This window comes from Pseudaminobacter soli (ex Li et al. 2025), from assembly GCF_029892515.1.
Classification (GTDB): domain Bacteria; phylum Pseudomonadota; class Alphaproteobacteria; order Rhizobiales; family Rhizobiaceae; genus Pseudaminobacter; species Pseudaminobacter soli_A.
Genome location: NZ_JARXVF010000006.1, coordinates 47,439 through 59,842 on the forward strand (window position 1 = coordinate 47,439; position 12,404 = coordinate 59,842).

Genomic DNA, 12,404 nt, shown 5'->3' on the forward strand with positions numbered 1-12,404 from the left:
ACCGGTGATGCCAGGTTTACCAACGATGAAGCTGTTGGCTGGTGGTCGGCAGTCATGATCCAGCGCACTGTCAGTTAAAAACGCCATCCCTTCCCGCCTTCTGTGATCGCCCACACGGTTTGGCTCTACTTCCGATTTCCGCTGAGCTTACGTCTGGCGGAAGAGATGCTGATGGAACGTTGCATTGCAGTGGCGCTGGCGGGAGGGGTGATCAGCACGGAACCGCCGCAACACCAAGGCCGCCAAGTGGCCGCTGATCCGGTTGAAGACAAAGCAGAGGTGTCCGCCGAAGTGCATCGTCACCGACAAGCTTCACTCCCACGGCGCGGCATCGGATCGGTCGCCGGCCATACCGGCGGTACCTTCCGGGCGTTGCCCCCGCACTACGGCGTGACCAAGGGCGCGCGATCCATACGCTGACCCGATATCTGACAGCGCGGTTCACCTCGCAGGGGGCGCTGGTTGGTGTCGCCCCGGCACCGTCGACACCACTATGCTGAGCGAGATAGACGTACCGGCGGCGGTGGCGCGGCGGCCGCTCCTCGGGCGGCGCTGCCCGTCGCATTTCTCTGCTCGGATGCTGCAAGCTTCATTTCCCGCGCCGTACTCGACATCAACGGTGGAAACTATCTGCGCACATAAATCGCTTGGGACCGAAGAATGACTGCACTTCAGGCGCCGTGAAGTTAGCTGGTCTCTGATCCAGATCCGCAAGCGCCGGCACAACCCCATCGGTCGGCTCTGACCGTTGGCGCTGATGGAAGTCGTCGGATCGACCTCGCGGACCTCCGGATTGAGGCGCAGGTTGATCTTGTCTAGTCCGGCACGATGGAGATCAAGCGCAGCTTGACGCGGAATTCCTTGAAGCCGATCGACCGGTATGTCAAAGTTGGGAAGGCCGTCACGGCCGTACAGCTCAAGTGGTTCCATGTGGCGAGGGGCGGACTTGCTTCGGCACCAATAGCCCGCCACTTTCAAGTCTCTCCCAGACTATCGATAAACACGCAAAGCGTCGCGATGCCGCGTCGGTCCCGCACGTTTTCGTTCCCTCGAAACTTAGCAAACCGCCAAATGATCCAGGCTCGCAACAGGTCAGTATTCGTTCGTCTCCAACCAACGAACATAGCTCACCAACCCCTCGTCGAGAGTGTGAGTCGGTTTATAATTGAGTTCTCGGATCGCGGCTGACTGGTCCCATGGACCATGCCGGTCGAGGTCAAAATAGCCTGGACCGATAGAGATCGCTGCATCCGGGAGAAGCGTTCGCAGGAGGCCCGCGGCCTTGCCAAGCGTCCATGCACCGTCACCAAAAATGTTGAAAACCGAACTCCGCACATTATCGGCTGTCGCGGCCAGAATGGTCGCGCGCGCCGCATCCTCCACATGGATGAAGTGGTAAAGGTGATCAGCGCCCCGCTCCACAACGAACGGCTCGCCGCGAAGCACCGTTTTGATGATGTCGCGCAAGATTTGCGGCATGCGGTTGCCAGGACCATAAACCTCAGTAAAACGGAGCGAAATCGTCTGCAATCCATAGAGATCGTTGTAGACCCGTCCGAAATGCTCGACTGCCAGCTTGGTGACGCCATACGGCGTCGTCGGTAGCGTAGACGAGCTTTCGTTAACCGGACCGAGATGGTTGCCGTAGACGGCTTCAGAGGAGAAGTTCACCAATCGCTTGATGCCAGCAAGCCGCATCGCCTCCATTACATTAACCGTGCCATCTATATTGGCAACCACGGTGGTCAGCGGCAGCTCGACGGAGAGGTCTGGATGTGACAGCGCAGCCGTATGGATGACGCGGTCGACTCCGTATTTCTCGATCGTCCGGACGAGGCGCGGGATGTCATAGAGTTCGCCTTGCACAGAAGTGATGATGTCGGTTTTTTGCTCGGAATAGTCACGATTGTAGCTGATTACCTGGATGTTTTGCGCAGCAAGTTGCCGGACAATGGCGCGGCCGGTGTAGCCGAGGCCACCCGTGACGAGAATCGGGGACATGTCGATTGCGATCCTTTGAGGTACGAATTCTGCTCGGGCAGCTCGCCGAGACCACTCGATCCCGGGCAACTGAGGATGGTGAGTTGTTATGCGCCTTGGTTCAGGCAGGCACACGCTGGAGCACGACGCCCGCGCTGCAAATCGGCGAGCGCTGCACTCCGGCCTATTCGTCGAAGACGATCATGCTGTTGGCTGGCCAAAACAGGGTGACAACTTCCCCAATCTGGATCCGCGCAAGATCTGCATCGTTACCGAGGTTGACATCGATTTCGCGCCCACCATCATCAATGAAAGACAATTTCGTGAATGATCCTTGGAACGATTTGTCAGCGACTTTCGCTTTCAGCGAGATCTCACTGGCACGCGGTGAACCGTCTTTCAAAAGCTTGATGTTTTCGGGACGCACCATCACAGTGACATCGCCACTGGGCCCGGAGTGTTGAAAGACCGCGTCTTCGGTTAGCGCGATGACACCATTGTCCCTGCGACATTTGAAAACATTGGCTTCGCCGACAAAAGTCGCCACGAAGGATGTTGCTGGTCTGTGGTAAATCTCGGAGGGCGAGGCGAATTGTTCGATCCGGCCCTTATTCATCACTGCCACTTTGTTGGCCAGAGAGAAGGCCTCCCCCTGATCATGCGTGACAAAAACAAAGGTACCGCCGATTTCCTGATGGATGGCACGAAGCTCGCTCTGCATTTGCTGGCGAAGTTTTAGGTCGAGGGCCGCAAGGCTTTCATCCAGCAGTAGGACTTTAGGACGCATGGCCAAGGCCCGCGCCAAGGCCACACGCTGCTGCTGTCCACCTGAAAGCTCGCGAATGTTGCGCCCGGCGAATTCAGTCATTCTGACCAACCCCAGGTTCAAGTCCACGATCTGATCGATTTCAGATTTCGGCCTGCCGGCGATTTTGAGACCGTAGCCGATATTCTGGCGGACCGACATATGCGGGAACAATCCATATCCCTGGAAAACGGTGTTTGTCGGCCTTTGTGCTGGTCCCTGTTTCGTCACATCGACGCCGTCGATCTCGATCGCCCCCTCGTCAGGCTGCAGAAAACCGCCGATCATGCGCAGCAGCGTGGTTTTCCCGCATCCTGACGGGCCCAGGATAGCAACGAAATCTCCCGGAAAAATCTCCAGGTTGATGTTGTCGACAGCCCGGTAGCCACCGAATGCCTTGCGAACACCTCGCATCGACACGATTGGCCGCTCTCCAGTCCCTTTGCCGCACCGCCGGTCAGGGGCTGGGAAGCTTTGGATTTTCAAAGGGGTAATAGACATGTTCATGCGATGGACCACTCTTGGATGTATCATCGGCTGTCGCCGAAGGCTTCGCTAAGAGCGCCAGCCAGAGATTGAACATACTCGTCGTAGAAGATTTTGCCATTTGCCGCGTCTGCGCCTTTGGCGGTATTGAGCACGCCAGATGCGGGTACCAAGCTCTCGTCGTAGGGCCATAGATCGAACTTGGGCAACGCAGCTGGCGCGTGGTCCTCGAGGCGGTCCATCTTCACCAGTTCTGGGTGGCAGTGCAGCATGATGGATGTCTCCATGATGCCGGCATGCTCGAGCGACCAATCCGGAAAACTGTCGCCGAAAACCTTGTCGATCGTGTGCTTCGAGAGAAACTCCCAGTAGCCTACATTCATGAGCTTGGGCTGCCGCATTCCAAGCATCTTCAACTCGCGCAATGCAAGGTCGCAAGCCTCGGTCACAAACCACTGGTTTTCCATATGACCGACGACGAACGCCACCTTGCTTACGTTGTGTCTGGCCAGTTCGCGGACGATATCCTTGATCTGAGCTATCAGCGTCGACGCATCGAGGCTGGTGGTGCCGCAGAAATGCTGCCCGCCACCACAGCGCGGAACCGATTTGGATCCGTATGTCAGGGTCGGCGCGACCAGGGCGCCGGCGCGGTGGGCTGCCGCACGGGCGATCGCCTCCGGAATGAGGCAGTCTGTCGCTAGCGGCAGGTGGGGTCCGTGTTGCTCGATTGATCCCACCGGTATCAAGATGGCCGGGTCACGGCTATCGATGGCGTGAGCATATTCTGTCCAACTCATACGGCTCATTTCGACTTCGGCAGTCATGTTCGCTCCTTTTTGGTCAGTGGGCGGTTGCGCCGCCGTCGACCGGCAGGATCACGCCAGTCACGAAAGATGCGGCGTTGGACGTCAGAAATTGAACTGCAGCGGCGATTTCCTCGGCCCTGCCGACGCGTCCAAGCAGCGTGGTTGCAGCTTCCTTTTTCAGCTGTCCCGCCCTGTCGCCGGTACCGTCCAGGAATTCCTCCAGCATGGGGGTAAGGATCGGCCCCGGGCATACGCAATTGACGCGAATACCGTCTCGCGCGTGATCGACCGCCAACGCACGGGTCAGTTGCACGACACCGCCCTTGCTTGCGGAATAAGCAGCCATCGCCGGCACGCCGACCATCCCTTGTTCCGAAGCAATCGTGACAATCGAACCGCCGCCGGTCCTCGTCATCACGGGAATGGCTGCGCGGCAGCTCAGAAAAGTGCCCTTGAGATTAACTGAGATGACATCGTCCAGATTGCGCAGCGACGTTTCGGGGGCGGTTCCGGCCCTGGCGATTCCGGCTGCGGTGACCAGCGCGTCAATTCCGCCGAGCCGCTCCGCCGCGGACTTCATGGCCTCGGTGATTCCACCGTCGTCCGAAACATCTGCCTGCAGGAAGGTGGTTTCCCGGCTAAATCCTAGATCGGCCAACCCACCCTGTTGGGGCACTTTCCGATCGATGAGCACTAGCGAGGCGCCGGCAGCGGCGAAGAATCGCGCCGCTGCTAGGCCTATTCCTGAAAGACCACCGGTTATGACAGCACGTCGCCCTGCCATGGATGCGAAAGTATGCGGCATACTCAAATTGCTCCCGGATATCATGATCAATCGGGATTTCTGGTGAGGCGCAGGGCGATCACGCCAAGCAGCAATGTGAAGGCAACCACGATGAGCGCGCACGCGTTCATTCGCGGGTCTATGCCTTTGCGCATCATTCCCCAAAGCAATGTCGGCAGTGTGTTTTCGCCACCGATGGTGAAGAAGGTTATGATGAAGTCATCCAGCGAAAGCGCCATGACGATAAGCGCCGCGCCCAGAATTGTCGGCCGGATTATTGGAAACGTGACGTCGATGAATGTGCGCCAAGATGAAGCACCCAGGTCTCGTGCACTGTCGACCGCCGCCCAATCAAATCCGGACAGCCGGCTGACGACGATCAGAACGACAATTGGCTGCAATGTGACGACCTGGGCGATGACCGTAGCGTGAAGGCCAAGTCGAAGCCCTAGGCTTGAGAAATACGAAAGGAAGGCGATCCCAAGCACCAATGGAGGCACCATCAGGGGAAGCGCGAGTATCGAAACATAGGTGCCGGAGAAGCGCGACTTGCCGGTCGACAGGCCAAAGGCAGCCAGAGTACCGATCATTGTCGATACAATACCAACGCTTGCTGATATCAGCAGGCTGTTGGTCAGCGATCCTAGGAATCCTTGGGTTTCAGCCAGCCGCAGAAACCAATTGAACGTAAGGCCCTCAAGCGGCAGGCGAAGCAAAGGGGAACTGCTGAACGCAAAGAAGACGAGTACCAGCAAGGGAAGTATCATGAACGTGCCGACAACCAACGCGGCAGCCCACAGGAGGCGATGGTTCATGGCTGGTCCCCCTGGCGAACGAGACGGCCGCCACCGAGCCCGATTATGAGAAGAATGATCGCCGAACCAGCAATGACCGTGAAAGCCAGCGCCGAGCCCATCGGCGCGTTGACGCGAAAGCCGAACTGGTCCTGGATGAAGACACCGACCATGCTCGATGAGGTGCCGCCCAGCAGTCTCGGCGCGATTGCATCCCCTGCTACGAACAAGAGTGTCATTGCGAACGCCGAGAAGAGCCCCGTCGCACATTGCGGCACGATAATATCCTTGAGGATCCTGAAATCGGTTGCGCCGAGGTCGCGGGCCGCGGCGATCGGTAAATCTTCGATCGCGCGAAGCGATCCATAGATGGGCAGGATCGCGAGCGGCAGCGTGTAGTGCGTCAGGGCAAGAACGACGGCGAAGTTGTTGTAGAGAAGCGCCGTGATCGGCGCCTGGATCAACCCCAGTTCGATCAGGCCGGTGTTGAGAATGCCGTTTTCGCCGAGGATTGTGCGCCACGCATAAAGCTTGGCGAGATAGCCGCCAAACAGCGTTATCATGGCTATTGCCAGAAGCCAGCCGCCCTTGGAACCTCCGATGAAACGGCATGCCGAGGCATAGATGAAACCAATGACCGTCACGATCGCCGCCACTGTGACGGCGAGCGAAAGAGTTGATACCAGGGGGCCGGAATATTGCTGGAGAACCCTGACATAATTGCTTGTCGTCGGATCAAATACGACCTGAAACGACCGTACTTGAAGGAAACTCAGGACAAAAAAATACACAAGCGGAACAACGAAGCAGATCGCATTTGCGCCAAGCGACGGCGACAGAAGGCCCACTGACCTCGGCAATCGAAATCCAGCCATGAGATTTCCCTATGAAGAACGTAAAGAAGCGCGCAACCGTGTTGGCTAGGATCTAGGCCCGCAGAAATTCTTCCCAACCGGACAAGACGTCATCGAGCGTCACGAAGTCGCCGTCCTTTTCCACCGGCCAAAGTGGCGGCATGCCGTCGCCTCTCGCCGCCCAGAAACCGGCGACATCCTCGTAGGGATAAAGCGAGCGCGGCTTGGCATCGAGCAGAGGCAGCGCCTTCTCGACAGTCACGGCCGTCATGTTCTTGTTAGCCGCGTTGGCCTGGGCTTCCGGCGACAGCGATTGATTAAGCAGCTTGTAAGCTGTCGCCTTGTGCGGCGCGTCCTTGATCAAGGCCATGTTGTCGATGAAGGAGAAGGAGCCCTCTACCGGAAATGACCATTTCAGCGTCGGCGCCTTTTCCCCTGCCCAAACCGAGACGGGCTCCCAGGCAGGTGCAATGACGATTTCTCCGGAAGCAAATTGAGCGGCAAGGTCACCAAAGCTCGGAGCGATCGAGCGAGCCTGTTCCTTCTTGATCTTGGTCAGCGTGGCGTAGACTTCGGCAAGTGCTTCCTTGGTGATGCGTGTCGCTGCCCGGGTTTTAGCGACCGCCATGGTGAACGGTATAACAAGATGGGACATCTCGGCTGTCAGGCCGACTTTCCCCTTGAACTCCGGCTTCAGCATGTCGAGCCAGGAGGTTGGCGCTTCCTTCACGACGTCAGCATTATACATCAGCACCACGTTGCCCCAGGCGAAGGGCAGGCAAAACTGCTGTCCGTCCATCTTCGCGGCCGCCATCGCCTGGAAGGGAGCGAACAGGCTTGAGAAGTTTGGGATTTGCGCCAGGTCCAACGGCTCGAACAAACCAATCTGGGCCATGAAGGGCCCGTACAACAAATCCGGGGTGACCAGGTCCATGTTGCCTATGCCCCCGTTTTTGGCATTGGCGATGATCTCGTTGTTGTCGGTCATGTAGGTCGATTTGACCGCGATATCGTTGGCGGCGAAGAAGCCGTTGGCATCCAGCGCCGTGTCATAATCCTGCCAGCCGAAGAAGTTCACCGTCTCGGCGGCCATTGCAGGCCCTTGCCCAAGACCGGTTCCAAACATCAAGGCGCCGGCACCGGCGAGACGCAGGAAGTCGCGGCGTGTTGTCATGCCGAAGGATCTGAATTGTGCAAGCCCCGACGGACTCGACATCGCCAGACCGGCTTTCCTCAGCTTTTCGAATTCCTGCGACATTACCATCTCCCCTTGGCTGTTGCGTCTTGACGAAGCCGCTTTGAAGTTTCAAAGCTATCAATTATGAATGCATTCATTTTATTTCTGAAGCCATTCATTTTTTGAGTCAAGGGGAATTGTGTGCGCTATTTCGAAGACTGAGACGGGTGCGCCGGTGAACCAGACCGACAACGAGGCGATAGGGAATGGTTGGAATTCGTGAAACGAAGAAGGCGGACAACAATCGCCGCATCCTGGAGGCGGCTACCAAGTTCTTTCTCTGCGTGGGCTATGACAATGCGCGGATCGAAGACATTGCGGATAGCGCCAACATCGCTGTCGGGACATTTTACAACTACTACAAAAACAAGGGCGACATTCTGCTCGCCATGGTCTCAATGCAAGTCGAGGAAGTTCTAGCGGCAGGTCAGCAGGTGGTCGAACACCCGCCCCTTTCTGTTGAACTGGCGTTGAGCACTCTGATTGATCGCTACTTCAGTCTGTCGCTTGTATACTTCAACAAGGAAATGTGGCGTACCGCCGTAGCCACTTCGATTCAACGCCCCGAGACGCCTTTCAGTCAACGCTATACTGAACTTGACAAGCGCATATCCCAGCAGGTTTCCGCCCTCGTCCGGCGTCTGCAATTAAAAGGGTTTGTACGGCCAGAAATTGATGTCGAGGCCGTTGGTGAAATGATCTTCAACAACCTCAACATGATGTTCACCGAATTCGCACGCGATGACTCCATGAGCGTCGACGAACTGAAGCGGCGGGTGGTTTGGCAACACACACCGCTCGCGACCCTGATCAGTGTCCCCAGCTAGACACCTTGGATTGTTTGACCGGATAAGCAGAAGCACATGTTCTACCGCTCATCGGGAGTCTGCGATGTCAATCGGCGCACAAAATTGACCCTCTATCGGCGTGCAATATTGACCCCCTTGTAGGCGATCGGTGGTGAGCCTACCCATCGCCCGTAAGATGCTGTAGCTGGCAACTACCACATCACGCCGGGCGCTAGCGACCACGTTCCGGTCCCGCCGCAGCGTGGCTGGAACGATTGATATCGCAACAACGGCGTGCAAGCTGAGATAGTCAGAATGATCCGGGACGGATCGCCCGATGAGATCGCCGCGAAGCTTGATGTCGTCAGATCCGTCGGAGACAGGGGGTGTGATTTGAGCGCTACCGAGCCCGGACCTGCGAAAACCTCACAGCGAGACGATCTCGATCTGGAAAGATCCTGAGCACGAGGCGGAAGCTTCATCAGCTGCCCCGCCATCGCCTTGAGCCCATAACGTAATTGCCAAAGGAACTCGTGACCCTGCATGCGTTTCTGATGCGCACCCGGAAATCCGTACCAAGCTGGATTTCCTGCAGGGAATGCCCCGGCCGAAGCAAGTTCGCCAGCAAGGCGTTCCATCTCCTCGATTGCCGCGCCGGAGGAGTAGCCTGGCGCGTCCTAGCCGCTGATGCAACGTACGCTCGCGTTGTGGGTGAAGCACAAAGAACCGTCCAGGTGTTCAGACCTGGCCGACCCCAACATTCATTCCGGATCGCCGTTTAATACGAGATCGCTCCAAGTTACCGAGGGCTATTCGCTCGCACAGGAGAGCCCTGCGTAAACGTCCAAGCATTCAGGCCGAATAAGGCCCGAAAAACCGCCTACGCACCTCAATTCGCGAGCACAGCCAGATCGTTGATGCCATCGTCGCCGGGGATGAAACGAATTCGCCGCTCCCGCTGCGTCGCGCGCTATCCTTCATCCATTTGGAAGTGGGATCGCGATCGGCGCGAGTGTCAGTATCGAGGGCACCTGCATGACCGTGACAGAAGTTGCAGGAACGTGCGTAACCTTCGAGGCTATGTCGGCGACGCTCGACCGTACCAACCTACGCCGTTTCAAATCCGGCAACTTCGTCAACATCGAACGCTCTGCTAAAATGAACGGTGAAGTTGGTGGCCACCTGATGGCGGGGCATGTGGCGACCACGGCCGAAGTGATTGACCTTTCCGTACGCGATGAGGGCGCATTCATCCGGTTTCGCGTGCCCGCAGCGATGAACGCAAGCCGTTCCGCGGACCCCATTTGGCAAATACGGCTAGCCTGTCGCTGACCTATCTGCAGTCTCTTCGCCATCATCCATGCCTGAAATAGATCGTGTCGGGGGAATGTAGCCCGCCGACTCCGGCTGTCGGCTCGCCGGCGTTTCGCAAGATCGAGAGGACACCGCAATCATCGCGCTCGCCCGCGATCGAGGGCAGCCGACCCTCGAGAAATGCGCTCTGCTGGTCGGTACTTAACTCCGCCCAGAATCCATCCGTCGCTGCGAGCAGTGGCCGATCGTCGAGCGCGAAAGAATTCAGATCGGGCGCCATGAAGCGCTTTGATCGGAAGCTGCGCGTGATCTTGTGACGAATTTCCTGCTTCGCCAAGTTTTCGACCGACATCTGCAGGGCGTTTGCGAGCGTGTGGGGCTGCAGAAGCCAGGCCGTCTGACCGATTGCGTCGCGTTGGCCGACGAGGCAATCGCCTGCGTGCAAGACGAGTGCCGGCTGCGTGACGTCGAGATGCAGCAAGACGTAACTCGCCGAGTCCATGCGATACGCCTTCGCAAGCGTTGCATGGGTTGTGCGAAGCTGTGCGACCAGCGTGTTGGCGTTCACCTCTACCGCTGCGGTGACGAACCAGTCGACCATCATACGCGCGATCTCGCGGGCGAAACGGCCGCTGTCCGTCCCTGACGTTGCTCCATCGAGGACGATGGCCATCATGGCATCGCCGCGACGCCCAATGCCGGCGTGATCGCGATTGTCTTCGGTCCTCGTGCCTTGTCGACAGTGCCATCGGATATCGAAGGCCTTCAAGGCATGTCCAACTTGCTGATCGCCAGGAGGCGATCATAGACAATGTCGGCGCGACCTGCGGGACCGCGAATGTTGCCCGCGAGGAAATGATCGAAGTTGGGATCCGCGAGCATCTCGGCGATCCCCTCAGCGATATAGTCTCTGATTTCGGGCTCGGCCGCCGCGATCTCCGCCGTGAGTTCCTCACGTCCATCGACGAGCAGAAGAATGTCCTCCGCATCGCGGCTGGCGATCAAGTCGCCTTCGCCTCGCCCGTGATAGGCCTCCAGCTTGGTCGCAACAAACAAGGGTGGTGTGAGGCGTCTGATCGCAAGCGCATCCGTGAGCTGCGTTTCGACCGCTGTCTCGATCCCTTTCGCGTACCAGCGATTGCTGAAGCCAAGGATCTTTTCGTCGTCGGGCATGAAGTCGACTTTAAGCTCGCCCAGTTTCATGCGGCAGATGACGGCATCCTGCGCCTCGGAGAATCCGCGTGCGCGCAATTGCTCCAACAGTTCTGCCCATTCGGCGAAGCCGGCAAGATCGACGATCAGGTCGACATCGTCGGTCGCCCTTACTCCTTCCAGGACGATGGGATCGGTGATGTAGAGCGCCGTGGTACAGCCTCCGACAAAAGCAAGACGCCCGCGCAACTCCTCGCCGAGCGCCTCGGCGACGGTCGTCAGCATGGCCTTTAACTGACCCTCGACCGTCATCCCAACCTCGCTTTGAGCAGATCCGCGGCAAGGTGGCTCTCACGTGGATTGCCGATCCGGATCGCATCGACAAGGGCGAGATATGCGTAGAGCCGTTGGTCCTTCTCGGCGGCCTCCGGCACGCTCTTGAAAAGCGGCTCGATCACCTGCCCCAGATCCTTGCCATGTGCGTAAGGCCAGACGCAGATGAGGTGTCCGGCGCTATGCAAGGACTCTTTCAGGACCGGTGCGGCAAAGGCCGTTGGCAAGCCGCGCTGCATGGCGCCAGGCTTGGCCGGGAAGACGAACTTCAGACCGTGAACGATGAAGTCGCGCAGGAGACGCCGGTTCGGTTTGTGGCGGCCTGTCGCTCGGTCTTTGATCGCGAGCCCCGACTCGATGCTGCGCTTGAGAGACGCGCCGACCTCGGTTTTGCTGATGCCGAGCGCAGCCTCCAGCCCGCGAACAGAATAGATGTCCTCGCCCCCAAACGGCCTCGGCGGTGGGGGTTCGTGACCGGCTTCCTTGACCTCGTCCTCCAAGCTCGCCAGCTTCAGCAGGACGACTACATCCTGGCTCTTCATCGCCACTGTCCTCTGTCCTCGGACAGCGGACACTTAAATAGGCGACAGCGCTTGATGTCAATGGGACGATACCGCGCTCGAGCAGCATTTCCTCAACATCGCGCAGGCTCAGATTGAAGCGGAAGTAGAGCCAGACAGCACGGGCGATGATTTCGATCGGATAGCGGTGGTTTTATAGGTCAGGTCGGTCCTGCTCATGCCCCGCAACTACCCAAAGATACTTGCCAAAAAGACAATGTGACAGCACCCTCTTCCAGTCTGCGGAGCCGCCTTGGTTCGATGACCGATGTGGTCGGGGATCGGGAATCGGCCTAGCAAGTATCATCAATCCGGCTGATATCGGGAGCCAGATGTGCTGTTAGAGAGATGCCATGAGGCCGGATAGCGGAGTGGTGACGCAACGGACTGCAAATCCGTTTAGCCTGGTTCAATCCCAGGTCCGGCTTCCAACAGCTTATGAAATGTGGGCAACCCGGTGCTGGCAGTCGCCGGGCGGGCTGTCTCGCGACATGCGGGGGCGCTGGAA

12 protein-coding genes, 1 tRNA gene and 2 pseudogenes are annotated in these 12,404 nt (G+C 58.1%); 4 read left to right on the top strand and 11 right to left on the bottom strand.

Features of this window, described 5'->3' with window-relative positions; genetic code table 11:
- Positions 1–102: 102 nt before the first annotated feature.
- Positions 103–195 (top strand): annotated as a pseudogene (locus tag M2281_RS21670) (IS6 family transposase); the annotation flags it as partial.
- 897 nt (positions 196–1,092) lie between these two features.
- Here the strand turns inward: M2281_RS21670 and M2281_RS21675 are convergent.
- The 7 genes from M2281_RS21675 to M2281_RS21705 form a co-directional block, all read right to left on the bottom strand.
- The gene (locus M2281_RS21675) at positions 1,093–2,001 is read right to left on the bottom strand and encodes an NAD-dependent epimerase/dehydratase family protein (protein WP_280823273.1); all 909 of its coding nucleotides are present in this window, start codon (positions 1,999–2,001) and stop codon (positions 1,093–1,095) included.
- 163 nt (positions 2,002–2,164) lie between these two features.
- Positions 2,165–3,292, bottom strand: a complete 1,128-nt coding sequence (locus M2281_RS21680; protein WP_280823274.1) for an ABC transporter ATP-binding protein — start codon at positions 3,290–3,292, stop codon at positions 2,165–2,167.
- Between the two features lie 23 nt (positions 3,293–3,315).
- Entirely contained in the window at positions 3,316–4,098 is a 783-nt protein-coding gene (locus M2281_RS21685; protein WP_280823275.1) for a creatininase, read from the bottom strand.
- A gap of 16 nt (positions 4,099–4,114) precedes the next feature.
- The gene (locus tag M2281_RS21690; protein ID WP_342394293.1) at positions 4,115–4,909 is read right to left on the bottom strand and encodes an SDR family NAD(P)-dependent oxidoreductase; all 795 of its coding nucleotides are present in this window, start codon (positions 4,907–4,909) and stop codon (positions 4,115–4,117) included.
- A 2-nt stretch (positions 4,910–4,911) separates the two neighbouring features.
- The gene (locus M2281_RS21695) at positions 4,912–5,679 is read right to left on the bottom strand and encodes an ABC transporter permease (RefSeq protein WP_280823276.1); all 768 of its coding nucleotides are present in this window, start codon (positions 5,677–5,679) and stop codon (positions 4,912–4,914) included.
- A complete protein-coding gene (locus tag M2281_RS21700) occupies positions 5,676–6,533 on the bottom strand; it encodes an ABC transporter permease (RefSeq protein ID WP_280823277.1) in 858 nt (285 codons plus the stop codon). The genes M2281_RS21695 and M2281_RS21700 overlap by 4 nt, the downstream gene beginning before the upstream one ends.
- A gap of 52 nt (positions 6,534–6,585) precedes the next feature.
- Complete coding sequence (locus tag M2281_RS21705; protein WP_280823278.1) at positions 6,586–7,770, bottom strand: ABC transporter substrate-binding protein; 1,185 nt, start codon at positions 7,768–7,770, stop codon at positions 6,586–6,588.
- 185 nt (positions 7,771–7,955) lie between these two features.
- Between M2281_RS21705 and M2281_RS21710 the strand changes: the two genes are divergently transcribed.
- Both M2281_RS21710 and M2281_RS21715 read left to right on the top strand, forming a co-directional pair.
- Entirely contained in the window at positions 7,956–8,576 is a 621-nt protein-coding gene (locus M2281_RS21710) for a TetR/AcrR family transcriptional regulator (RefSeq protein ID WP_280823279.1), read from the top strand.
- Between the two features lie 963 nt (positions 8,577–9,539).
- Positions 9,540–9,869: a hypothetical protein gene (locus M2281_RS21715; RefSeq protein ID WP_280823545.1), complete on the top strand. Its 330-nt coding sequence runs from the start codon at positions 9,540–9,542 to the stop codon at positions 9,867–9,869.
- Between the two features lie 22 nt (positions 9,870–9,891).
- Here the strand turns inward: M2281_RS21715 and M2281_RS21720 are convergent, their stop codons facing one another.
- The 4 genes and pseudogenes from M2281_RS21720 to M2281_RS21735 all read right to left on the bottom strand — a co-directional run.
- Positions 9,892–10,620 carry a protein phosphatase 2C domain-containing protein gene (locus M2281_RS21720; RefSeq protein WP_280823280.1) on the bottom strand — a complete coding sequence of 243 codons (729 nt, stop codon included), beginning with the start codon at positions 10,618–10,620 and terminating at the stop codon, positions 9,892–9,894.
- Positions 10,617–11,315, bottom strand: a complete 699-nt coding sequence (locus M2281_RS21725; protein ID WP_280823281.1) for a hypothetical protein — start codon at positions 11,313–11,315, stop codon at positions 10,617–10,619. Before M2281_RS21725 ends, M2281_RS21720 begins: the two co-directional genes overlap by 4 nt.
- Positions 11,312–11,878 carry a hypothetical protein gene (locus M2281_RS21730; protein WP_280823282.1) on the bottom strand — a complete coding sequence of 189 codons (567 nt, stop codon included), beginning with the start codon at positions 11,876–11,878 and terminating at the stop codon, positions 11,312–11,314. Before M2281_RS21730 ends, M2281_RS21725 begins: the two co-directional genes overlap by 4 nt.
- Before the next feature lie 64 nt (positions 11,879–11,942).
- Positions 11,943–12,035 (bottom strand): annotated as a pseudogene (locus tag M2281_RS21735) (IS6 family transposase); the annotation flags it as partial.
- A gap of 218 nt (positions 12,036–12,253) precedes the next feature.
- Here M2281_RS21735 and M2281_RS21740 point away from each other — a divergent pair.
- Positions 12,254–12,327 (top strand) — tRNA-Cys (locus M2281_RS21740).
- Positions 12,328–12,404 lie beyond the last annotated feature (77 nt).